Origin of the sequence: Chroococcidiopsis sp. [FACHB-1243], assembly GCF_014696895.1 — a bacterium.
Taxonomy (GTDB): domain Bacteria; phylum Cyanobacteriota; class Cyanobacteriia; order Cyanobacteriales; family Chroococcidiopsidaceae; genus Chroococcidiopsis.
In genome coordinates this window covers 1-22446 of sequence record NZ_JACJQX010000012.1, presented here as the reverse complement: position 1 = coordinate 22446, position 22446 = coordinate 1, and the positions used below count along the sequence as shown (strand labels likewise).

Below are 22446 nucleotides of genomic sequence, written 5' to 3'. Positions count from 1 at the left end.
CGATTGTGTCTTCTCGATCGACTGCAAATCAATTTCGATCGCGATCGGATGTAGGTGGAGATGGTGCAGAACGACCCAGAATTAGCGGAATACTCATAGTTCCCAGAGCCATCATAATGACTGCCAAAAGCCAAATCACTAAACGGTTGGGGCGATAGTTACCGCTTTCAATTTGCCCAAAAACTCGGTTATATCGCCAAGCTGCTAAGGCAATCGTAAAGATGCCAACTATAACTAGGCTAACCCCCAAATTCTCGGAGCTAACTAAATTGCGATCGGCAACCGTAGGTTGTTGAGTCACGGCTGTTTGAAGTTGGCGCAGAAATAGACCAAATCGAGCGATCGCAAACCCAAAACCAATTAAAGCGATCGCAGTCCGCAACCAAGCTAAGAAAGTCCGCTCGTTGGCTTGATGTTCCCGTTGGCGATCGATTTCCGATTTTCTGTTCGTGCTATTTTTCATTCAGATTCCCAATTGAAGGGGAGTTGGGAAATCGACTGCGTAACTTCTGACCGAGATATATTCAACACTGCTTTTCTCTTGCGACCAAATCGGCAACTGATTCACCTTTTGTAGCGTTAAATCTACATATTTCATGCCTTTCTCGCCAACTATCTCCATACCAAAATAGCCTTCTGCACCATCATGTTCGTGCGGTCCGCTCGAATGTACCATATAACGACCCTGCCTGACAGCCTGATTAAACGGCGAACCTACCGTCCAAATCCAGCGAGAGGGAAAAATAATTCTGCCAATATCCTCTACCCAGTCTCGTTGACCTTGTAAATGATAAATCTGCTCAGCCGTGTTAAAACCATCCGTACCAGCAAATACACCTCCAATCGAGACAACGACAATTTGAGTGTTTGGCAGCCATCGATCGAGATATGGAGTTGCAGCAAGGGCAACTTGAGCGCCACCACTCGTCCCCATCAATAGAATCTTAATTGGTTGCTGAGAGGTTTGAGATAAGGGGTGAGCTGCTTGCATCCGGTCAACGATTGCGTTAGCAATCCCCAAGTTATAGACTTTTCCATAGCGATCGTCGGCAGAAATCGCAAAACGCCAGAGGTTGCGAATTTTTATTAATACATCCGCCACACCATACCAACCTTTAGCCTCGTCTGCAAAACGCCACAAGGGAGCTAAAAAGCGCTCTCCACCCAAACTTTCATTTGCGGCTGAATAGGGAAAGACATCGCGTACGGTAACGCAGTTAGGATGCGCTTGTTCGAGACGGTTGAGAAAGACTTCTTCCCCAGGTAATAGCTGGTTAGCAGAAAAATCTCCCACACCTGTTAAAAAGACAATGTAACAATTTATATTTGCCGACTGCGCCTGAGAATTTGAACTGCCACTCAATCGCAATTGCTTATCTGGCTTTGGTTTGAGCCCCAAACTCTCCACTTCTTGAGATAGCCACCAAACTAAAGTTCCCACGGGTGAGAACATGCCCCAAATCAAAAGTATAATTCCCGCTAGAACTAGCAGTCTTAAGCTTCCGCTCCGCAGCCAATTGACAAACCTCACCATTCACTACTCACTTTTCAAGGAATTTAAAGTGCGCGATCGAAATAGCAATCTTTGGAGTTTACTACGGGAAGCACTAACTTTAGACCCTAATTTTTACGAACATATTCCTATCAACGCGAAAAATCGCCGCTTCGCCCAAATAGTGGTTGTTCTTGCAGCCATCTCCTACTCTCTTGGTAGTGCTGTGATTTTTTTAATCAACCGAATTCCCCTACCGTTGTTAATTTTGAGGCTCTTGGGCAGTGGGATCGGTGTCGTCATCGGCTACTACTTTTGGACGTTGACAATTTGGAAAATTGGTGGGTGGTTTAAACGAGATCGCGTAACTTATCGAGCGCTGATGATTCCTCTAGGCTTGGCTTACGCCCCTCAAGCTCTCAACTTTTTAACTCTGATTCCTCTATTGGGTCAACCAATTGAGCGAGTTTTAGCCGTGTGGAGTTTGCTAGCGGCAATTGTAGCAGTCCGCCAAGGTCTAGATATTTCCCCTGGTTGGGCGATCGCGATCTGTTTAATCGGTTGGATACCGCTTCAAATGACAATCGGTCTAGTTAGAGCGATCGCTTGAGAAGTCAAAAGTCAAAAGTCAAAAGTCAGAAGTCATTTTCCCTGCTCACTGTTCCTGGGGTTTTTCCTGTCGTTCGTCGGAGATTGCTTGTTTAATTTCTGGGCTGTCGAGTAACTCTTTTGCCATATCCATGAACTTGAGACTGTCTGGGTGGATTGACTGTCGCCGCAAAATGGGAATTTCCTCATTAGAAGCATCGTTGTTTGCTGGACGGTCTGCATCTGAGTACATAATTCCTAACTTGAACTCGCCTTTTCAAAAATTGTATCGAGTTTGTCTCTCAAGCGCGATCGCAATTTCAATAGAAAGCCATAAAGCTTACGCTTGCACCCGAAAATCGTGAATCGACCACCAAGCTTTTTTCTCTTGTTTGTTGACGATGCGAATATAGCGACCTCTCACAGGAGAATTTAAGCCGATCCTCGTCACGGGAGAACCTAGACCTTGGTAAACGGGTTTGCCAAATTGGTTGGGATTGTTACCTATGTACACCTCAAATCTCGTCGGGGAATCGTCGGCTGAGGAACCTGCATTCATGACGATCGCTCTAACTGTTTGGGGCGATCGCATATCGACTTGAAACCAATCGCCATTCACAATTGCTGCACCACTGGTATAGCGCGTATCTGAGTTGCGATCGATTGCCATATCTGGCGCTTCTCGATCCCACGTACCTTTGCGGCTGGCTGAGGCTTGCCAGTTACGCGGATTTAATTCATTTTTGCCCACAACCGTTCTTTCAGTTCCAGCACGATAAACTAAAAATTCGGCAAATGACCAATCAGGCTTTGACTTTTTCGCAAATTTTTGCGGGACAATTCTGATATACCTAGCTTTTTGCGTCGGAAAAGACACTTGCGTTCGTGCCATGGCGTTTCCCTTGACACTGGCAACCAACTTTCCTTTTGACTTAGCCGTGTTAGAGACATACACTTGATAGCCTCGTAAAAAACTACTAGCGGCTTTGCGAGAATCCATCACGATTCTATTGAACGACTGCGACGAACCGAGATCGACAGCAAACCAATTACTAGAACTAGCATTGGCGATCGCAAATTGTGTCCGAAAGTCATTGTCAATTGCGGCTGCGGCATTTCCTTCCGAACTACTTGCTTTCCAGGCAAAACGATTGAGCGAAATCCCTAGTTTCGGTTCGGCAAGATTATGAGAATCATCCCACACTTGTTCGCCCAACCAAGTTAAATTTGTCGGGCGACTGCCATTTGTTTTATTAACACTATCGCCACTCACCCCACCTGTATCGGACGTTGCGAGTGCGTTCCAATCCCATGCCCAGTAATGCCATACGAGTCTGCCAATGCCACGCTTTTTTGCCACTGCTAAAGATATACGGGCGGCTTCCGTTACGTCTAAGTCTGCTTGTGAATTGCCTGTAGTGGCAGCATACTCGCCAATAATCATTGCCAATCCTTTTTTCTGGACGCGATCGACAAAATTATCGAGTTTATCTAGATTCCAATTCCAATTGACATAAGTATGTAGGCTAAAGACAACTCTTCTTCTCGGATCGGTTTTTAAAAGTTGTTGTCCGTAAGTTAAAAACGCACTGGTAGAGTCTTTAATATAGTTAGCTTTGGTCGTGCCGTTCCCATCTTCAGAACCAAAGTTATAACCATCAACTACAATAATATTATTTGCACCTGCTTTGCGTATATCTTGGATTAGCAGTTTGTGCATGTCATACCAATATTTTTCAACTTTATTTGTTCCCCCTGGTTCGTTCATAATGTTGAACCAGACATAAGGATTATTTTTATAACGAGTGGCAATTTTGCGCCAAAAATTACGTAAATCTTGTAAGGATGGATTGGAATCTTCAGTATAAAAACTACCTGAATGGTCGTGACATTCAAGCATAATTACTGTTCTGGGATTACTGTCAGCATAGGCTTTGATGTATTTATCTATTAGCTTATCGGTGACAAACCAATTCGGATCGCTACCTGGTTTCAGTACTAATGATAGTCTGACGGTATTAAACTTCCAAATATTTTTGATGTATTTTACATCTTTGGCACTCGATTGATCTGTCCAAATGCCAATATTTGCTCCCTTCATCACAAACGGTTGTCCGTTAGGAGCAAAAATTTTCGTACCTCTAACAGTAAATTCTTTTGCACTTGCTGCTGGAGAAAATCCGATAAAAACTATGCAGAGGAACGCCAAAACAGATATAAGTGTAAAAGAAATTTTTCTCATGGCGTTACCTATCCTCTGGAAAAGCGATCGCGCAAAGACGCGAAGGCGCTAAGGCTAATCTTTTGCGTCTTTGCACGGACACTTTGACGCGACGTGCTTTAACGGGGGGAACCCCCGCACCGCAGTCGCTCCTCAACGGGGGACACCCCCGCACGCAAGTGTCCTTGTCTTTGCGCGAGATTAACAAACAGTTGCCATTCTAGCGCTGCCTAGCCAAAGGTGACGATGATTTCAGCACAACTCGTTCGCCGTAATTTAACAGCCTTTCAAGAGTAGTCAGGCGATTTGACCACACGTTGACTTGGTAAGAATTTTCTAACGCTTGCGATCGCATCCAATTTTTAAACTGAGACTGGAAGCTATTTAAAGCTGTTCTAGCTGCTGCTAAGTTACTGACAGAAGGAGTTTGAGCTAAGCGAGCCAAAGCAGTCTCTAAGTTTTGCGATCGAGTATTAAACTCACTCAGTTCCGTCCCCTTCAACCAAAGCCGATCGTTTGCCAGCAAGAATTGCCACTCTTGGCGCAAATTAACGTAACGCGCCGCTGCTGTGTGGAAAGGCTGACGATAAGGGACTGGTGCAGTCACTTTGACTTTTGTGCCTTGGGTGTTGTGAAAAACTTGCTGGAGGTCATCGTTGAGGTTTTCTACAGCAAAAAGGGCGTAACCGCTCCCGGGTAAGTCTCTAACGAGCTGAATTTGGTCGAATGCACCCATAGTTGGTAAGTTCAGCAAGCGAATTCCTGGCAACAGCAAAGCCGAACCGAGTTTGCTAGAGGTAATCCAGGGTTGGGCGAGGCGCTGAAAACGGTAGGAATCCAGAGCATAGGTCATCGGCACGATCAAATCTACATCGCCGCGATTTGCCCAGACTTCCCAATGCTGCTGCAACTTATGGGTGCGATCGTGTTCTGATAGAGGAAAGACAGCCACAGACATCACCAAGTTAGGGCGCTTTTGCTTCAAGTAGCGGGAAGCTTGAGCGACAAAACCATCGATTTGTTGCGTGCGAAACTGCGTCCACCTTTGCCATAAATCGCGATCGCTTGGTTTAATTGTCGTTGGGTCTACGCCCGTCAGTTGTTGAAACTGCTGCCTTGCCGCAATTCCATAACCATAAGTCCGGTCGGCGCTGGGGTCTTGGAAAGGATAGCGGATGTAGTCTAGTTGCAAACCATCCACGTTGTAGCGGCTGACAATTTCTTCGTAAAGCCGGAATAAATATTGTCTGGCGGCGGGGTTGGCTGGGTCTAAAAATGGCTTACCTTGACCAGGCGGAAATAAACTACCGCGATTATCGTAACTCGCCCACTCGGGATGAGCGGCAATGACGGGTCCTGGATAATCTGCGGGTAAATTTATCAGCGTATTATGACGCTTGTTGCCTACGGCAAAAGTCCACACCCAGGCATGTAACTCCATATTGCGATCGTGGGCTAACTTCACCGCTGATGCTAATGGGTCCCAGCCTCTAACTAGTGGGTTGGGTTGAGGTGCAACTTGACTGGGATAGATTGGATAGCCAGCATTAACGGTTTCAAAAAAGATTGTATTGATACCAGCAGCGGCGAGACGGTCAAAAATCTTTGCCAATCCTTGCTCCGAACCCGCACGAATAATACTCCCTCGGTCTAGCCACATCGCCCGAATTTCTGGTTGAGCCGCGTACTCTTCGACGGGGTAGTTTTGCCATAGCAATGCTTGTGCTTTGTGCCATTGCTGACGCGCCCCCGCAAAGTCCTTTTGGGCGATCGCCTGGGGTAAATTTTTGGCAATTGCTTTCGCCTCTGCGACTGCCCTAGCTGCCGATTCTGGTAACGTACCCACAAAGGAGCCAGTTGTCGCCACAGCGGTTGTTTCAGAGTTAGTCAGCTGTGCCGTTGCATTATCATTAGCTATGCTGCCACTAAAAGCACGAGCTGCTAACTGAGCGCTTTCAAATCTACCAATTAAATTATCTAACTCTTGTTTAAGCGCAAATGCCTGTACCCCATCTAAACCTGGTGGGGCAATTCTTTCAATGGCTTCATCGGCTGGGAGTTGGTTGATGGTTGATGGTTGATGGTTGATGGTTGATGGTTGATGGTTGATGGTTGATGGTTGTTTTTCTCCCTCAGCTTCCTCAGCTCCCTCAGCTCCCTCAGCTCTCTTCTCCCCCCTGCTCTCTGTACCCTGCTCCCTGCTCTCTGCCACCGCACTACTACAATTCTGCGGCGCTACCGTAGCCGACTCAGGCAAGGAAATATACTGACTTAAAGACGCTCTCAACCAAGCGCGATCGAAGTCTCCTGGTGATACGTGACTCGAACCCCAACGCCAACCTAAAACCGTGGCGCGATCGCTTTTGACGACTGCGGCTTGATTTATTTGTGACTGCCAAATCGCGATCGGTCTACTATTCACACCAGTAGGAATCACAACTCCTCCCTGCACCAAACCATCATTTCCGGCTGGCTCCAGCCAATCTTTACTATTACCCTGTAAGGTTTGTAAGTTATTGGGAGCATCTAGAGGAAATCCCCAGTACGCGCCTAAAAGCGAACTTAAGAGCTGGCGTACCCCTGGCTGACTCGTACTTCCAACAGCACCGCTGGCTATGACTTTACCACCCCGACTCATCCATGCTTCTAAAGCAAGTGCTTGGTTAAAGTCAATATTCTCTACGTTAGGCAAAAAGATAACAGAGCGATCGCTCAAATCGCTAGCATTTTTGACAGCAGCTAAATCGACGACGCAATAATTGACTCCCGCTGCCTGTATGCGTGAAGAGATTTCCGTCCACTGAGCAGCATTATCCTCACTTTTAACTACAGCTAAAACTGCGGGTTCTTCTGCGGCTGTAGCAGGTAAATGGAAGGCAAGAGGCAAAAGTAGAGACGTTATTAGCGTCTCTACTAAAAAATTCACAGACCTAGCCCTTACCAGGGTTGGTAAGAAAGCAAAAATATCAAAATTTTTAGACATTACTTAATACAAGTATCGATGAGTTCCTCAACTCCCCTGACTGGAAGAATTGGGATATTTAATTTATGAGATAACTCTTCTACTGTCATATCATCCAAAAAACAGTTTTCGCCATACTTCAGCATCACGGCAGGCAGTATGACCGCGTTACCTAAGTCTTTACCATATAACCCTTCTAATAAATCTTGTCCTGTGAGTAATCCGGTGACAGAAATTTTTTGTCCCCAATAGTGACTACACAGAGCTACCATATCTATCCGCAGCCCATTTACTTGATTTAACTGTTGTAAAATTGGTTGAAACGCTTTTTCTACAGCATTACCAACAACCCAGATAAATCGGCGCGATGGCTCGACTTGCAGCGGAAGATGTTTGGCTGCACTAGCAAAATGTTTTAAAAATAGGCGAATTGAACCCACACCATTATCGATTTGAGGATAATCTTCATAATGAGATTGCGGTGGTAAATCCTCCCCTGCAACCAAAAACCACTCGTCTGCTAACCAGGCAAAGTTAGTGCCTAACTGCTGGCGGAATTTTTGCTGCAAAGCTTTGACTTGGGCTATGACTTCGGCTGCTTTTTCTGGAGTCACTGGGATTAACTCATCTTCATCTGGACGAAACCGCGTCAAGCCTACGGGTACGACAGCAACAGAAGTAACTGCTGGCACTTCCCCAGGATCGCCAAGATAAAATTTTGCTAAATCGAGCAACGTTCTTTCCAGATGCACGCCATCGTTAATCCCAGGACAAACAACAACTTGAGCGTGAATTTGCAGTCTTCGTTCTCGAAACCATTCAATCTGCTCTAAAATTTGAGCGGCTCTAGGATTTTTTAGCAGCCGCACTCTAACTTCAGGTTCGGTAGCGTGGACTGAGACATACAAAGGAGACAGGCGCATTTGTTCGATTCGCTGCCATTCCTTCTGGGTGAGGTTTGTCAGTGTCAGGTATGAGCCGTAAAGAAAACTAAGGCGATAGTCATCATCCTTTAGATATAAACTCTGTCGCTTACCTGGAGGTTGCTGGTCGATAAAACAGAACGGACAGCGATTGTTACACTGAATTAACCCATCGAACAGGGCTGTCTCAAACTCTAGTCCTAAATCTTCGTCGTAGTCTTTCTCAATTTCAACCGTATGAGTTTTACCTGCTGCATCTAAGACATCCAGTTGCAGCACTTCATCAGCACACAAAAACTGATAATCGATTAAGTCACGCGGACGAGTATCGTTGATGGATACGATCGCATCTCCTGGTTCAAAGCCAATCTCAGCAGCGATGGAATCAGGCAAAACTTTAGAAATGCGGGCAGGACGAATAGTGATGTCACTCATGACTAGCGAGAGGGCGATCGCCGTTTGGCTATTAGCTACTCTAAAATTGTCGCTTATATGAGGGAGCAGAGAGCAGAGGAGCAGGTGAGCTTTGTGTGCAGGTGAGCTTTGTGTGCAACAACCAACAACCACCAATTATCCAGTACCCATTACCAAATTACCAATTCCGAATTCCGAATTCTCTCCATGCACCACTCACTAAACATTAGATAACACTCCAAAGCCAATCGCCGCTAAAATTGCCGCACCAAAAGCGAGTCGATACCAGACAAAGATCCAAGTGTCTTTAGTCTGTAGGTAACGCAACAACCATGCGATCGCGAGGTAGGAAAAAATACCAGATGAAACTACCCCAACGATCAAATTTAGAATTCCATCGCTGCCAATTCCGACTTCTAGAGCATCCTTCAATTCAACTAGACCTGCTAATGTAATAGCGGGAATACTCAGTAAAAAAGAAAATCTGGCAGCTTTTGCTCGTTCTAATCCTAAAAATAGTCCGGCTGTGAGTGTAGAACCAGAACGAGATACTCCAGGAAATAAAGCGAGTGTCTGAGCTAACCCCATTAACACGCCATCTTTAACCATAGGTTCGTTAAATTTACGCTTGCGATTGCCCAAAATCTCTGCTAGTCCTAATAAACAAGACATGACGATCGAATACACCGCGATCGCTGCTAGGCTGCGTAAGGGTGATTTATCAAAACCAGGATAGAAGATTTTAATCAGCAATCCAAAAAACACGATGGGTATCGTACCTAAGAAAATACCCAGTGCCGTGCCAAATTCTCTAGAACCATAATCTGAGTTGGCGATCGATTTAATGGTTCCGGTGACAATTTGCGCTAAGTCTTTCCAGAAGTACCATAGCACGGCGGCGATACTACCAAGTTGAATCACGGCAGTATAGGCAATACCAGGATCTCCCCATCCCAGTACGACTGGTACAACTTTCAAATGCGCCGTACTGCTGATTGGTAGAAATTCTGTCAATCCTTGGACTATCCCCAGAACGAAGGATTGCAATACAGTCATTCCAGACTCCTCTACGGCTGTATTGGGTTGCACGCCGAGAACCTTAATAGGTAAAGCAATTACTGCTGCACAAGCAGCTACACCTACCATCAGAAGTTTAAGCATTTGACGTTTTAATAAAGCCATAGAAATTTAAGGGCTAAGGGGTAGGAGGACAAGGTAGACAAGGGGGAACTGGGGGAGCAATTCCAGCCACTAGTCACCAGCCACCAGCTACGCACCACGCGCTTAGCTGACAACTGTTAACTGATTTTCTCGCTACAGCATACCCGCAAACTGCAAATGAGGGGAGGGGTAACTAGAACTTAGCGCGATCGCATCCACGCTAAATCCAAGATGGTATTTTAACTTGCGATTTACTCAAAATCAGAGCAAAAAAATCAAGTTGTGAATTTCTTCGACTTTGGGGAATACTCTAAATACAACTATTTCTCAGTAAATTATTGCAGGTGCTTAGGTTATTGCCAGTTTGCTCTCCTGACTCGTCAAATTGCTAAAACTATTTCTCACTTATATATTGATAAGCCTATGAAAATGCAGAAAGAGACTATTCGCAAAATGGTTACTTACCTAAATAAAACTCAACGAACTGATACTTTTGCAGGTTCTAAAGCGGCTACTAACTTCACGTCAAATTCTGTTTCAAATAACGCCTTTTTATAATCCAAACTCCACAACTCTAAAGCACAATCATCATTAGATTGAGACGGAGTTAGATACAAGTAAAATTCTTTTGAATCTGCATGGCGATCGCAACGCACACGCTTCACTGCACCAATTTGACGGCGATCTAAAGCCACGGCTAAACGGAGAAAAGCGCTTAAATGATTGATAATTTGCCGATCGCGTTTGCTCGGTAAATTCCGATAGGAATCGTGCTTTTTCTTCGGGTTACTTTTCCGGTGATAGCGGGCAATATTGGCAATAATTTCAATTTCTGTTTCGGTGTATCCTAATAATTCACCGTGTCGAATCAAGTAGTATGAGTGTTTGTGATGAGAGGAATGACTAATAAAGTGTCCGCAATTGTGTAACATTGCCGCTGCCCACAGCAATTCTTGTTCTTCTAAACCCCATTGGTGTAAAATTTCTTGGGTTTGGTTAAACAAACTCATGGCAAAATTAGCCACGCGATCGCTATTTTCCAAGTTAACTTGATATTTCTGCGCTGTTTTGATGACACTCCGTTGTCGGATCGAACTTTGATAGCGCAAGCGATCTTCAATTAAACCGTGAGTCAGCATCCAATCTACAATGATGCCTTCTCGCAGCGATCGTTCGCACACTACCAATGTCTCAGCTTCTAGCAGCGTCATCGCCTCTTGTAAGATTGTCGCCCCTGCTAGTATAATCTCCGAACGGCGATCGTTCATCCCTGGAATTGCTGCGCGTTCGCTATAATTGAGCTTCCGCAGGCGATCGACTAATTGCCGTAATTCCCTCAAACTAAATTCATACCCAGTCAAGGGAGATGGTACTGTACCCGTTTTTTCTCTAGCAATAATTGTTGCTACGGTTTCAATCGTGCCAGAAGTCCCCACTAAGCGGAAAATTTCCCCTGGTTGTAAGTGTGCTTGCAAGTCTTCCGCCGCGCGTTCTAACATTCCCCGCACGTAGGCTTGAAGGTATTGATATTCGCTATTACTAATCGGATCGGTGGTGATGAATTCTGATGTTATTCTGACAGCGCCAATTTTAGTACTGCTGAGAGAGCGCGGTTCGTGACTGTCTCCCAAAATTATTTCTGTAGAACCACCACCAATGTCGATAATGGCATGGGGTTGGTTGTTAAATTCCATCCCCGACAGTACGCCGAGATAAATGCGACGTGCTTCTTCATACCCAGAAATCAAGTCAACATTTAAGCCGATTTCTTCTTTGACTTGATGTAAAAACTCGCGTCCGTTGGGTGCTTCGCGAACAGCGCTCGTCGCTACAGCAATAATAGAATGAGCGTTGCAGCTCTTGGCAATATCTTGAAAACGGCGTAACGTCGCGATCGCCCTTGTCATTACCTCTGGTTTCAATTCTCCCGTTTCTGGGTTGCGATCGCCTAACCTGACAGTTTCTTTTTCTCTAGTAATGATGGTAAAAGCTGGCAGTTTCGGCTCTATAGTGACTACTACCATATGCAAAGAGTTTGTCCCCATGTCGATCGCCGCGAGGATCTGTTCTTGCTCTACAATTTGAGCGGGAATACTGTGCCAGCTAGTGAAAACAGAATCAACCATCTAGATTTACTGGTAATTAACGGCAACGACTGAACGGCAATTATTGAGATGAAGTTATTGAGTTTTTTCTACCCAAACTTCACGCTATTCTAGTTAGGGAAAAAGATACGAACCATTACATCTGCCTATAGTTACCATTTTTCCATGAATCCGATCGCACCACAACAGAGTTCCGAACCAACCTGGTTGAAAATTATCCGGCTGTTACGTTGGGATAAGCCAGAAGGACGTTTAATTTTAATGATTCCCGCTCTGTGGGCGGTGTTTTTAGCAGCTAGAGCGACTCCACCCTTACTACTAGTAGGAGTCATCGTCTTAGGTACTTTTGCCACTAGTGCTGCTGGCTGCGTAGCGAACGATCTTTGGGATCGAGACATCGATCCGCAAGTGGAAAGGACTCGCAATCGTCCTCTTGCTTCCCGCGCTTTATCTATCCGAGTAGGTTTTGTAGTTGGTTTAATTGCTTTAGTTTGTGCTTTTATTTTGTCTTTATATTTAAACCAATTATCCTTTTGGCTGTGTGTCGCCGCCGTACCCGTTATTTTGCTTTATCCAGGGGCAAAGCGAGTGTTTCCCGTCCCTCAGTTGGTGTTATCTATTGCCTGGGGTTTTGGCGTATTAATTAGCTGGAGTGCCGTCACGGGAAGTTTAGATCGGGCAACTTGGTTGCTATGGGGAGCAACTCTCTGCTGGACGCTAGGATTTGATACAGTTTATGCGATGAGCGATCGCGAGGATGACAAGCGCATTGGCGTGAATTCCAGTGCTTTATTTTTCGGTAAATATGCCCCAGAAGCGATCGCGGTTTTCTTTGCTGGTACTGTATTTTTACTCGGTTGGCTGGGTGTGGTAATGCAATTGCATCTAGCGTTTTGGATTACCCTAGTCTTGGCTGCATCTGGCTGGATTTGGCAATATACTCGGTTACGCGAGCCGCAGTTACCAAATCCTGCTTACGGAGAAATGTTTCGTCAGAATGTTTGGTTGGGTTTTCTGTTACTTGGGGGAATGATTGCGGGGATTTTGATTTGATCGCCCCATGTGCAACCGCTCTACTGCCCCCTTTTTAAGGGAGTTGGGGGATCGCAGTACTACGCCACTTACGAATCCCCCCTAGCCCCCCTTGAAAAAGGGAGGAACAAAAAATTATTGACTTGTGGTGAAGGTGACATCTTCATAAAGTGCTTCTAAAGCTGACTCAAAACCAATACTATCGAGCCGAAATGTAGTCTGCTGTGGCGTGTAAGACTGCAATACCCATAACCCTTGCTCGTTACGTCGAAAGCACTCAACTCGCTGCCGTTTGGTGCTAATTAATACGTATTCGCGTAGGCTTTCTAGTTCCTGATAATCAACAAATTTGTCACCGCGATCGAAGGCTTCGGTAGAATCGGACAAGACTTCGACAATTAAACTAGGAAAACATTTATAAGTGGATGTTTCGCGATCGCGCGGATCGCAAGTCACCATGACATCGGGATAGTAGAATCGATTCAGCGATTCGATCCGTGCTTTCATGTCAGCAATATAGACACGGCAATTGGAAGCTCGAACATGGGTGCGAAGAAGCGCAAATAGGTTTCCGGCAATGGTAACGTGGGGATCGCTTGCTCCAGCCATAGCATAGGCTTGCCCGTCAATATATTCGTGCTTGATGTTGCTCGCATCCTCCAGTTGGAGGTATTCGTCGGGGGTGAGGTAGGACTGTTGAGGGGAGGCAATCATAATCTAATCTCCATATCACAATCTTTTATTCTTACTTTCCTGCCAAGAACCACCCAAACCTTGTAAAACTCCCCTGCCAATTAAACCAATTGTTTTTCCTACAACTTGGGTCAAAACAAAAATTACTCCTTTACCTACAAACGATACTACTGCTTGTAGGCGAGGTGCGATCGCATCTCGTAATTCGAGAGCTAAGGTTACGATTAAAGGAATTCCTGAAAGTTGCGTTAATTCGCGATCGCGAGGTGCGTAAATTGATATTTTGGCAATTCCACGCGGTGCTAGCAATAACAATTCATAGCGGCTTTCAAAAACCTGGCGAGGTTCTTCAAAATATGTTCTAGCCCGATATTTCCACGATAAATTATTCCTGAATCGCTCTATCTCCCTTGTGGAAATTAAACGGCGATCGTAATAATTTTGTTTGATAACTTCTAGTTCGGCAAATTGATTCAAAAGTGGCTGTACGACAGCATTTGCAACTTGAATTATCAAATTCTGTAGAATTATTTCTGCTCGTTCCTTCGCCTCCAGACTTTCAGCCGCAAAGGAAGTATTATCGATAACTAAAGGTGTAGCAAATAGTAGATAGGAAAATAAATCGCTGACGAGAGGAATTTTAGCTAAAATTGCTGTTTGTACGACAATTTCAGCTTGTAACAAACTATTGACAAAATCTACAGTAATTCCCCCCACTAACAAAGTAGAGTATCTCCCAAAAAAATCTATAGTTGTTGCTTGCCACAAATCTCGTAAAATAGCGGCTTGCATTACAGGAAGGCGATCGCTCTGGACTTGGGAAAAGCGTAAATCTGCTAAGATATCCTCTATTTTCTTGAGAATTAAGTGTAGTAGTTCCCGTTTCTTATCTTCTCGAAAAATGTCAATCTCTAAGGGAATAGAAGTCAAATTCTCTAGACTAAATTCTAATCTTTCCCGCGTTGAAGTAAATATTGTTGTTGGTTGTTGGGGAGCCGGGAGTCGGGAGTCGGGTAAGAAAGTGGTGAGTGGTGAGTGGTGAGTGGTGCGTGTTAATTCTCCTCTGCTCCTCTGCTCCTCTGCTCTTCCGCTCCCTTGTCTCCCCCCTCTCCCTTGTCCCCCCTGTCTCCCTTGTCCTTCCTCATTCCCTACCGCTAACAACCGATCGACAATCCACCGCGCTGCTAATAATTCTCGCCTTTGCCCTGCAAGCATGGCGCGATCGAGTGTAGGAAGTCCAGGTTCTTGCAACCGTGTCGCGACTTGCGCCAAATTACCGTCTATTTGTTGCAAACTCGATTGTCGCAGACGATCGCGGGTTCCGATTAAAAACCATTGGAAGGGTGGGTTCGTCTGTATTGTCGCTCGGCTTCCAGACAAATCTGATAAACTTACCCCTACAATTTCCGATTTCCAATACGATCGCCCTGCTACCAATTCTCGAATTATATGAATTATTTCCTCTGCGGTAATTCCTTTATGGCAAAATCCCTCTACACCCGCTTGTCTTGCTGCGGCGAGTTGACTGGGTTCGGGGTGGCAAGTCAGTATGAGGATCGGCAGGTTGGGATATTGAGTTTTGATTTGCTGACATAGTTGCCATCCCATGACAGAGGAGTCAGGGAATCTCAGCTCTACGATCGCTACGTCTATTCCTAGTGCTGATATGTTCTGCAAGACAGCCTGACTATCTGCTGCTTCTGCTGCTACTCGTACCTGCGAATCTTGCTCTAAAACGACCCTCAAACCCGTGCGGTAGATAGAGTCTGGATCGATTAATAGTAGGTTAATATGGCGATCGCTCATCATGCGTTATTTGGCGCTTCCATGCAGAGCGTACCGCAAATTGTTGTTTTTTGTTACTGCCTGTAGCCGTAAAAATTAATGCTATAGTCAGTAATTTTTACACCTGTCCTGGCTTCAACTTCCCGCAGCAAGCTTTCTGGCAATTCCACCTCAACATCAAGAATTTGAGCAGTATCTAGACAGTTGATGTGGCTGTGAGAGTCGCTGATATTACCGTACAGGCGACCGTCAGCACGCTCGATGCATTCTATAATACTCTGGGATGACAGCGCTTCTAAGTTTTGGTACACCGAGGTGTGTCCGATGTCTTTACCTTGCTGGTTGAGGCGATCGTAAATTTCTCTTGCCGATAAGTGTTCTTTAGCCTGCCAAAGTAACTCTAGTATAAAACGACGCTGGCGGCTGACGCGCATACCTAAGTACTGACACCGTTCTAAAGCATCTTCTAGAGATCGAATTGGTTTTACTGCTGCCGCTTCTTGTTGCATATCCGCATCTTTGATCTAAATTTATGTAGCTTAACTACCCATGTCAATGAGTGATGGTTTTATCTTCTATTTAGTTTCAAACACTGAGTCTGCTTTGAATTTGTGCTAAGAGCTTCAGGTTAATACGTTTAATCCCATACCGTTACTAATGACGTTTCGCTTTTGTTTGTAAAAATTACAACCCGCATAAAACTGTACGAGACTTAACAATTAACTGTCGAGTTCTTAGTTACTTATATGAACTCATTACAAGTTTAATCTATTTTGGATGTAAACGTCTATCGGTTATTAGTTGTCAGTTACTTACGACTTACGACTTACGACTTACGACTTACGACTTACTAATTACCTAACAGCATTTAGCTCGTCGAGCATAGACCAGACTTGTTGCATCAGTGCGTCCAATCCTTGACGGGTGACAGCTGAGATTGTTAGGACTTGCATTCCAGTCTTATCTTCTAACTGTTGGACGATCGCCTTTACCGTGGCTTCATCTACTGCATCGACTTTATTGAGAGCTAAGATTTGGGGACGTTCTGCTAGTCCGCGATCGTAGGCAATCAATTCTTGCTGGATAATTTGGTAGTCAGACAAAGGTTGCTCGCTACTAACGTCAACTAAATGGAGTAATAACCGAGTGCGTTCGATGTGACGTAAAAATTCGTGTCCTAACCCAGCTCCTTCATGCGCTCCCTCAATTAACCCAGGAATATCAGCAAATACAGTTCCGTCACCCGTTGGCTTACGGACGACTCCTAAATTCGGTACTAGGGTGGTGAAAGGATAGTCGGCGATTTTCGGTTTAGCAGCAGATAAAGCAGAAATTAGAGTTGATTTTCCGGCATTAGGTAGTCCAATAATGCCAACTTCTGCCAACAGTTTTAACTCTAAGCGCAATAGTTTGTGTTCTCCAGGCAATCCTGGTAGAGCATACTCTGGAGCGCGGTTACGGTTACTTAAGAAATATTTATTTCCCAGTCCTCCCTTACCACCTTCAGCCACACACAAAACTTGACCTGAAAGGACGAGATCGCCAATAATTTCTCCAGTTTCCTTATCGTAGACAACCGTACCGCAGGGAACCTCAAGATATAGGTCTTCGCCTGCGCCTCCCGTGCAGTTATTCGGTCCACCACGTTCGCCATTTTTGGCTTTAAAACTGCGGGCGTACTGAAAATCTAGCAAAGTTTGCAGATTTTCCATTGCTACTAAGAACACAGAACCGCCTTTACCACCATTTCCACCCGCAGGTCCGCCAGCAGGTACGTACTTTTCTCGCCGGAAGGCGACGATTCCATCGCCACCTTTACCAGCTAGCACTTCAATTTCCGCGCGATCGATAAATTGCATGATTGGTTATTTGTCATTGGTCATTGGTCATTTGTCGCATCTAATGACTAATGACTCTTAAATATATTCTGAAACATCTTCGCCACAGTCATCTGCCAAGTAGGACAAGGCACGGAAGCGCAAGCCTACTAGTTGTTCGTATAGTGGGTTGAGCTTGCATAAAGGGGGAATGTGGACGACTTTATGACCGAAGAGTTTGATATCTCGTTCAAAAGGACATTGGGGAGGTATCATTTTACATAAAAAATGGGCAACTTTGGGATCGTGGATTTCTAACCCATCGAGCCAGTCGCGCACGGGGTGGAGTACATCTATATGAGGATGAGAACCTAACTCATCTTGCGGGCGATCGCCGCGATCGCATAAAGTATGACGCAGGGAGACAAGTACGTTATCTTGTAGACCGAGGGCGTGGCAGAACTGATGTAACAGATCGTCTTCGGGGGTAGAGTAAGTACCATCGGCGATCGCCACCATGACAGCTGTGCGTAAAAAGTTTTCTGCCATGTTTTGGTTTTGTCCCAGTGCCGCAGCAAGTTCCTCTACTGTAATTGGTGTCATGGCACTTAGCTTGTCTGCGAGTTTTAATTCTCCTAGTGCCAGAGTCGGAATGAGTTCTCGTTCGTGTGCCTCAAAATCACCATCTGCCCAGGCTACTGCTAGTAAACCGCGCAGCCAAGCTTCAATTTGCTCTTGCGTGTTTGGAGAAATTGCCAGATTTGTCATAAAGTTTCTACCTACAAATTTGCCAAAACATGCCGAAACAATATTAGCGTTAGCGAGGCTCAAGAAGAGCGTAAACTAGTAAACCGAATTAATTGCCACAAGGATTGTTGCGTGACTTTACCAGAATTCGGATTGTTCTTAATTTCGATCTTAGCGAGTGTAGCTGGGCAATGGTTACTCAAAACAGGGGCATTAAAGTTAGGAAAAGTTAATGCCACTAATATGTTTAGTCATTTGCTCGGAATCTTAAGCACTCCAGAGTTGCTGGTAGGATTGGCTTGCTATGGTATGGGAGCATTCTTCTACATTCTGGTATTGACGAGAGTAAACCTAAGTGTTGCTGGTCCCGCTGCTTCCCTGTCCTATGTTTTCTCAGTCATATTGGGTTATTTTGTCTTTCGAGAGTCAATTCCTCTAAATCAAATCATTGCTTTAGGATTTATTGTTGCTGGAGTCATACTATTGGTATGGCGAAAGTAGAGGCTGAGGGATTCGGAATTGAGAATTCGAAATTATTAACCTCTTGTCTTTCGTTTCATGTCTGCGATCGCGCATTGCTCTGCTGTACGGAAAGGTTGTAACCACAGAATTCTTGGCGATCGCACGGAGAGCTGCAAAATACTCGTCCCTACAAATCCTGACAACTGATAACTTCGTACAGACGTTACATGTAACGTCTGTACACTGACAACTGAATCACCGATCTCTGCTGCCAAATTAAAACAATATAAATTTCGTTGTGCAGTTAGGCAAGAGCAACTTAATATCCTTACGGGGGGATTGTGCGTATAAATAAAATTAGGCTAAATTCGATCGCATGTTTTATTGTAGAAGTGTAGGCTAGCTAATGTTGACACAAGCTTGGAATTCAACTGCTGATAGCGCAGTCGCATTATTACTACACTATATTTTCGACCTGGGTGGTCATAATGCTCGCGAATTAGTCGAACGCTGGCTGAGATTTTATCCGGCAAACTGGGTGCGCTTGGCAGCAATCGAAGCTCTTTACCAAGGTCGTTACAAGGCAGTCTCCGTCGAGCAAATCTTAAGTATCTGGCAGCGGCGAGGTCAGATTCAACCTCATTTCAATTGCGAGTTTGAGCGACTTGTCTGTGGCAACATTCAACCGCGCTTGAGCGCCCAGCCAAGCTACCCGCTATTACCCGAAGTTCATTATCGTCCAATCGCGATCGCACCTGTTACACCACTGAATCGTAGCGCTCGCCGAACCAGTGGAGCGATAACGGATACCACTTCTACTCAACCCAGGCAACTGAATGATGTTGCTCGTCACCTTCATAAAATTAGAGCTAACGCCAGCCATAAACGATCGGCTGCGGTTGCAGTCGTAGAAATTGCTCCTAATGCTACTTCTGCAACTGCTGAAAAACGTCAGGCATCAGATCGAGAGAGTCAGCGCGATCGCCACGAGTCCGATCTAAAGCGCTATCATCCCTTACCAAGTAGTGCTTCACCTAAATCGAGCGGTAGTTTCCACCAGCCACCAATTCGTCAATTTAACCCAGGAACTACAAAAGCTTCTGATTTTTATACTAAACTCAAAGCAATTTCTCAGTATCACTAATGGCAGGGAGCAGGGAGCAGAGAGTAGAGAAAGAAATATGGCTCTTAACTTCTGACTTGGAGACTTCTCCGCCCTCTTCTTGTCTCCCTTGTCTCCCTCAGCTCTCTTTCCCGTTCCCTCAAAAATTAGCTTGCATTAAAAGCTTCTACTGCTTGTGCAGAGGGCTGCACTCCGCCCATGCGAATTTCAGAGGTAAAGGAAGCCATGCTGAAACCACCAAACCGCTTTAAGACGCTAACTCGCATCCGTAAATTAGGGCTAGCAAACCACAGCCTCTCTTCGGAAAACATGGTTTCGTACTCAGTAATTAGAGTCAGTGCTTTATCGCCGCCCATCATGTAGCGTCCGGCAACAGGGGCTTTTTCAGCATAACCCATTTCCCGTAACAGCTTACCTTGGCTGGGGTTATTGGCATCAGGGACAGAAACCAGCACGGTAGAGCCAGTGTGTTTTTCTTCATCCCATTCCATCGTCCCATTCCAGCTGACTCGCGCCCCGCACGTTGCCAAGCCAGGTTCGATTCCATATTGTTCGCAAAGTTTAATGACCTCTGGGCAATCCAACGCCAGCGTTTCAATTACAATATCCGATTTGCCATCCTCAGCTTGTTTAAAGGCAAGGTGGTGACTGGTGCGATGGGAAAACCATTTACCAGCACTCAGCTCAAAAAACTCTTGAATATTCATGCAGCTACAATCCTAAAGCAACAGTTCTTAAAATTTCTCTTAATTTAGACTAACAGGAGTCAGTTGTCAGTGAGTGGTGAAGCGGGCGGAAGCGGAGGTTTCCTCCGCATTGGAAAGCGGGCGGTGCGGGAATCGTATTCCCAAGCAAGCGAACGCGGGGGGAACCCCCGCATTAAAGCTGCGTGCAGCCGCGTGCCGCGTCGTGGTGCGTGAAACACTTGTGACTTGTGACTTGTGACTTGTCTTATGCTGCCTTGCCCATCAAACAGACTCGCCCAAGCGTTGCAGTGAAATTCTGGCAGCTTCAGCGACTTGAAAATGATTGTCTTTTTCCATATATTTGAGGGCGGAAACACTTTTAGGACTGGGAAGGCTGCCTAACGCTTCTGCTAGGCGCTGTCTGACCAGCCAATCTTCCGCTTGAGCAAAGCGCAGAATTGGCTCGATCGCTTCTAAGTCTCTAATTTCCCCAATTGCCGCGATCGCTGCCTGTTGTATGACGATTTCATCACTATCCAGGGCTTGAAGCAAGACTTGCCGAGCGCGAGAATCTTTAAGGTTGCCCAGCGATACTGCTGCACTAAAGCGGACTAGCCATTCTGTATCTTCATAGAAAGCCCGAATTAATGGTTCGACTCCACGCGGATCGCCTAAATATCCTAACGCGCCAGCGGCATCAGCGCGAATGCCGTAATCTGCATCGGTTTCTAGCAAGCGCACTAAAATTGGATAGCATTCGTCTGTATGCTTAATGCCCAAGGCAAAAACAGCCATCGAACGAATTTGCAAAATCTCATCGTCGAGGACTTTTTTAATCAAAGGAACGGCTTCAACAGCTGGGACGTGACGCAGCTGGGCTAAAGCCACCATGCGATCGCGACTATTGGGGCTGTCTAGCTGAGCAGAAATTTCCTCTGTGCTAGGATGAGCCATGAATTTAGAACCACCTTTTACAATCTTCTCTAGTCTAGAATTATCATTCTTTGAGCCTATAAATAAATTCTTCCAATAGAAGTAATTGAAATGGTAATTGGTAATAGGTAGTTGGCTCGACCTTGGTTTGTCTTTGCGCCTCTGCGTCTTTGCGCGACATAAAAAAATCAATTACCAAAACCAGTCAAATTCCCCTATAAAAAGCTATCCGCTCTTACTAGGGATCTTGCGATCGAAGTAAGAGCGGTCTAGTTGGGTCTTCAAATTGAAACCTGACTGCCGGAAGGAACTCCAAACCAGCCTGGGTCTTTGAGTTATCTCAGTCTCAAAAAGACTAAGGCTAACTTTAGAGAACGGCTCCGGCGCGCAGCCGGCTAGCTTCAACCTGATGACCCATGCATTTACTACTTTCTATCATGGGCATCACCTCCTTGTTGCCTAAGCGGTCTTAGTCTCAAGAGGTCAGAGCGTTTAGCCCTGCCGTCGTTTGCTTTACTTACGATAACACACGATTTGCGTTTTGCGTGAAATCCAGTTATCAGTTGTCAGTTGTCGTAGGGGCGGGTGCGCGCCAGCAGATCCACGGGCTTTAGCCATAATCTTTGGTCAAAACCCGCCCGTACAGTTGTCAGTTATCGTCAACTGTCTTCATGGAGTGTAGCGCAGCGTTTACCGTCAACTATTCACCTTCTTCATAATTTAGCGATCGCCAAAACAAGATTTGATTAAGCAGAGCAATTTATGATACTTTTCATTATCCGTAGGGGAATGCTTTCAGCAGAATCGAAGCACGACTTATTGATTATGCTGGCAGCAAAACCCAAGCCTAAACTTTCTACCCTTCTATTTTTTATTGCCTTCAGCTTGGCTGTACCAGCATTTTTTAACCTCAAAGTTTGTCTTCCTCCAGCAATGTTTTGCTTTTTGCTAGGAAGCTTAGTAGAGGGAGTCGAAGTCGTAGCAGACAAGAATCAGAAGCATCGAGATAAAAGATTCAAAGTGTAGTCGATCTCATCAATGCAAAGCACAAAAAAGCCTCCACTAAGTTGTGGAGGCTGTGGTTTATAAAAAGAAGAAAATTAACATCCTATCGCAACCCATAGATTGCTGAGCATCAAGTTGAGAGGTTCGCAAAAATTTCTCTTGACAAGATTAGAGTGCGTTACCGCGAGGTAGTACTTCCTCAGGGAACTCGAAGTTTTCGTGGGGTTGGTCTTGAGGAGCCATCCAAGCACGGATGCCCTCGTTAAGCAGAATGTTCTTGGTGTAGAAAGTCTCGAA

General features: G+C 45.3%; 22 protein-coding genes and 1 pseudogene. 5 read left to right on the top strand and 18 right to left on the bottom strand.

The features are described from left to right. Positions 1–28: 28 nt before the first annotated feature. Positions 29–463, bottom strand: a complete 435-nt coding sequence (locus H6G17_RS10825) for a DUF202 domain-containing protein (protein WP_192156963.1) — start codon at positions 461–463, stop codon at positions 29–31. After that, on the bottom strand, positions 464–1534 hold the full coding sequence (locus H6G17_RS10820; RefSeq protein ID WP_192156961.1) for a hypothetical protein: 1071 nt from the start codon (positions 1532–1534) through the stop codon (positions 464–466). A 28-nt stretch (positions 1535–1562) separates the two neighbouring features. Here H6G17_RS10820 and H6G17_RS10815 point away from each other — a divergent pair, with 28 nt between their 5' ends. Further along, complete coding sequence (locus H6G17_RS10815; RefSeq protein ID WP_192156959.1) at positions 1563–2102, top strand: YIP1 family protein; 540 nt, start codon at positions 1563–1565, stop codon at positions 2100–2102. A gap of 45 nt (positions 2103–2147) precedes the next feature. Here the strand turns inward: H6G17_RS10815 and H6G17_RS10810 are convergent, their stop codons facing one another. The 7 genes from H6G17_RS10810 to H6G17_RS10780 form a co-directional block, all read right to left on the bottom strand. Next, positions 2148–2333, bottom strand: a complete 186-nt coding sequence (locus H6G17_RS10810; RefSeq protein ID WP_039715908.1) for a hypothetical protein — start codon at positions 2331–2333, stop codon at positions 2148–2150. Between the two features lie 87 nt (positions 2334–2420). After that, a complete protein-coding gene (locus tag H6G17_RS10805) occupies positions 2421–4322 on the bottom strand; it encodes a cellulase family glycosylhydrolase (protein ID WP_192156958.1) in 1902 nt (633 codons plus the stop codon). A 4-nt stretch (positions 4323–4326) separates the two neighbouring features. Continuing rightward, a complete protein-coding gene (locus H6G17_RS10800; protein WP_192156957.1) occupies positions 4327–4476 on the bottom strand; it encodes a hypothetical protein in 150 nt (49 codons plus the stop codon). Between the two features lie 45 nt (positions 4477–4521). Then, positions 4522–7284 (bottom strand): family 10 glycosylhydrolase, encoded by a 2763-nt coding sequence (locus H6G17_RS10795; protein ID WP_192156956.1) that lies wholly within the window; start codon positions 7282–7284, stop codon positions 4522–4524. Then, positions 7284–8621, bottom strand: a complete 1338-nt coding sequence (locus H6G17_RS10790) for a TIGR03279 family radical SAM protein (RefSeq protein WP_192156955.1) — start codon at positions 8619–8621, stop codon at positions 7284–7286. The genes H6G17_RS10795 and H6G17_RS10790 overlap by 1 nt, the downstream gene beginning before the upstream one ends. Before the next feature lie 198 nt (positions 8622–8819). Continuing rightward, positions 8820–9782 carry an undecaprenyl-diphosphate phosphatase gene (locus H6G17_RS10785; RefSeq protein ID WP_192156954.1) on the bottom strand — a complete coding sequence of 321 codons (963 nt, stop codon included), beginning with the start codon at positions 9780–9782 and terminating at the stop codon, positions 8820–8822. A gap of 455 nt (positions 9783–10237) precedes the next feature. Further along, positions 10238–11887: a Ppx/GppA phosphatase family protein gene (locus H6G17_RS10780; RefSeq protein WP_192156952.1), complete on the bottom strand. Its 1650-nt coding sequence runs from the start codon at positions 11885–11887 to the stop codon at positions 10238–10240. Positions 11888–12031: 144 nt separating this feature from the next. Here H6G17_RS10780 and H6G17_RS10775 point away from each other — a divergent pair, with 144 nt between their 5' ends. Next, positions 12032–12919, top strand: coding sequence for a 4-hydroxybenzoate solanesyltransferase (locus tag H6G17_RS10775; protein WP_192156950.1), 888 nt, complete (start codon positions 12032–12034; stop codon positions 12917–12919). A gap of 114 nt (positions 12920–13033) precedes the next feature. On the opposite strand, the gene H6G17_RS10770 is transcribed toward H6G17_RS10775, so the two are convergent. The 5 genes from H6G17_RS10770 to H6G17_RS10750 form a co-directional block, all read right to left on the bottom strand. Next, entirely contained in the window at positions 13034–13612 is a 579-nt protein-coding gene (locus tag H6G17_RS10770; protein WP_192156948.1) for a Uma2 family endonuclease, read from the bottom strand. A gap of 15 nt (positions 13613–13627) precedes the next feature. After that, positions 13628–15400 carry a DUF3685 domain-containing protein gene (locus tag H6G17_RS10765; protein WP_199316643.1) on the bottom strand — a complete coding sequence of 591 codons (1773 nt, stop codon included), beginning with the start codon at positions 15398–15400 and terminating at the stop codon, positions 13628–13630. Between the two features lie 50 nt (positions 15401–15450). Next, positions 15451–15885: a Fur family transcriptional regulator gene (locus H6G17_RS10760; protein WP_192156946.1), complete on the bottom strand. Its 435-nt coding sequence runs from the start codon at positions 15883–15885 to the stop codon at positions 15451–15453. 345 nt (positions 15886–16230) lie between these two features. Next, the gene (obgE, locus tag H6G17_RS10755; protein ID WP_192156944.1) at positions 16231–17235 is read right to left on the bottom strand and encodes a GTPase ObgE; all 1005 of its coding nucleotides are present in this window, start codon (positions 17233–17235) and stop codon (positions 16231–16233) included. Positions 17236–17292: 57 nt separating this feature from the next. After that, positions 17293–17961, bottom strand: coding sequence for a Mo-dependent nitrogenase C-terminal domain-containing protein (locus H6G17_RS10750; RefSeq protein WP_192156942.1), 669 nt, complete (start codon positions 17959–17961; stop codon positions 17293–17295). Positions 17962–18072: 111 nt separating this feature from the next. Between H6G17_RS10750 and H6G17_RS10745 the strand changes: the two genes are divergently transcribed. Then, positions 18073–18441 carry an EamA family transporter gene (locus H6G17_RS10745; RefSeq protein ID WP_192156940.1) on the top strand — a complete coding sequence of 123 codons (369 nt, stop codon included), beginning with the start codon at positions 18073–18075 and terminating at the stop codon, positions 18439–18441. Positions 18442–18476: 35 nt separating this feature from the next. On the opposite strand, the gene H6G17_RS34025 is transcribed toward H6G17_RS10745, so the two are convergent. Further along, positions 18477–18605, bottom strand: coding sequence for a hypothetical protein (locus H6G17_RS34025; RefSeq protein WP_277875974.1), 129 nt, complete (start codon positions 18603–18605; stop codon positions 18477–18479). A 203-nt stretch (positions 18606–18808) separates the two neighbouring features. Between H6G17_RS34025 and H6G17_RS10735 the strand changes: the two genes are divergently transcribed. Further along, the gene (locus tag H6G17_RS10735; protein WP_192156938.1) at positions 18809–19546 is read left to right on the top strand and encodes a hypothetical protein; all 738 of its coding nucleotides are present in this window, start codon (positions 18809–18811) and stop codon (positions 19544–19546) included. Positions 19547–19671: 125 nt separating this feature from the next. On the opposite strand, the gene H6G17_RS10730 is transcribed toward H6G17_RS10735, so the two are convergent. Then, entirely contained in the window at positions 19672–20232 is a 561-nt protein-coding gene (locus H6G17_RS10730) for a phycobiliprotein lyase (protein ID WP_192156936.1), read from the bottom strand. A 261-nt stretch (positions 20233–20493) separates the two neighbouring features. Then, entirely contained in the window at positions 20494–21165 is a 672-nt protein-coding gene (locus H6G17_RS10725) for a HEAT repeat domain-containing protein (protein WP_192156934.1), read from the bottom strand. 741 nt (positions 21166–21906) lie between these two features. On the opposite strand from H6G17_RS10725, the gene H6G17_RS10720 reads away from it, so the two are divergent. Continuing rightward, positions 21907–22170, top strand: coding sequence for a hypothetical protein (locus H6G17_RS10720; RefSeq protein ID WP_192156932.1), 264 nt, complete (start codon positions 21907–21909; stop codon positions 22168–22170). A gap of 147 nt (positions 22171–22317) precedes the next feature. Here H6G17_RS10720 and H6G17_RS10715 read toward each other — a convergent pair. Continuing rightward, a pseudogene (locus tag H6G17_RS10715) lies at positions 22318–22446 on the bottom strand (photosystem II protein D2); the annotation flags it as partial.

Bases quoted from the DNA above. Each gene is read 5' to 3' on its own strand.
- H6G17_RS10825 (WP_192156963.1), bottom strand. From the start codon at position 463: ATGAAAAATAGCACGAACAGAAAATCGGAAATCGATCGCCAACGGGAA.
- H6G17_RS10820 (WP_192156961.1), bottom strand. From the start codon at position 1,534: ATGGTGAGGTTTGTCAATTGGCTGCGGAGCGGAAGCTTAAGACTGCTA.
- H6G17_RS10810 (WP_039715908.1), bottom strand. From the start codon at position 2,333: ATGTACTCAGATGCAGACCGTCCAGCAAACAACGATGCTTCTAATGAG.
- H6G17_RS10805 (WP_192156958.1), bottom strand. From the start codon at position 4,322: ATGAGAAAAATTTCTTTTACACTTATATCTGTTTTGGCGTTCCTCTGC.
- H6G17_RS10795 (WP_192156956.1), bottom strand. From the start codon at position 7,284: ATGTCTAAAAATTTTGATATTTTTGCTTTCTTACCAACCCTGGTAAGG.
- H6G17_RS10790 (WP_192156955.1), bottom strand. From the start codon at position 8,621: ATGAGTGACATCACTATTCGTCCTGCCCGCATTTCTAAAGTTTTGCCT.
- H6G17_RS10785 (WP_192156954.1), bottom strand. From the start codon at position 9,782: ATGGCTTTATTAAAACGTCAAATGCTTAAACTTCTGATGGTAGGTGTA.
- H6G17_RS10780 (WP_192156952.1), bottom strand. From the start codon at position 11,887: ATGGTTGATTCTGTTTTCACTAGCTGGCACAGTATTCCCGCTCAAATT.
- H6G17_RS10775 (WP_192156950.1), top strand. From the start codon at position 12,032: ATGAATCCGATCGCACCACAACAGAGTTCCGAACCAACCTGGTTGAAA.
- H6G17_RS10770 (WP_192156948.1), bottom strand. From the start codon at position 13,612: ATGATTGCCTCCCCTCAACAGTCCTACCTCACCCCCGACGAATACCTC.
- H6G17_RS10765 (WP_199316643.1), bottom strand. From the start codon at position 15,400: ATGATGAGCGATCGCCATATTAACCTACTATTAATCGATCCAGACTCT.
- H6G17_RS10760 (WP_192156946.1), bottom strand. From the start codon at position 15,885: ATGCAACAAGAAGCGGCAGCAGTAAAACCAATTCGATCTCTAGAAGAT.
- obgE (WP_192156944.1), bottom strand. From the start codon at position 17,235: ATGCAATTTATCGATCGCGCGGAAATTGAAGTGCTAGCTGGTAAAGGT.
- H6G17_RS10750 (WP_192156942.1), bottom strand. From the start codon at position 17,961: ATGACAAATCTGGCAATTTCTCCAAACACGCAAGAGCAAATTGAAGCT.
- H6G17_RS10735 (WP_192156938.1), top strand. From the start codon at position 18,809: ATGTTGACACAAGCTTGGAATTCAACTGCTGATAGCGCAGTCGCATTA.
- H6G17_RS10730 (WP_192156936.1), bottom strand. From the start codon at position 20,232: ATGAATATTCAAGAGTTTTTTGAGCTGAGTGCTGGTAAATGGTTTTCC.
- H6G17_RS10725 (WP_192156934.1), bottom strand. From the start codon at position 21,165: ATGGCTCATCCTAGCACAGAGGAAATTTCTGCTCAGCTAGACAGCCCC.
- H6G17_RS10720 (WP_192156932.1), top strand. From the start codon at position 21,907: ATGATACTTTTCATTATCCGTAGGGGAATGCTTTCAGCAGAATCGAAG.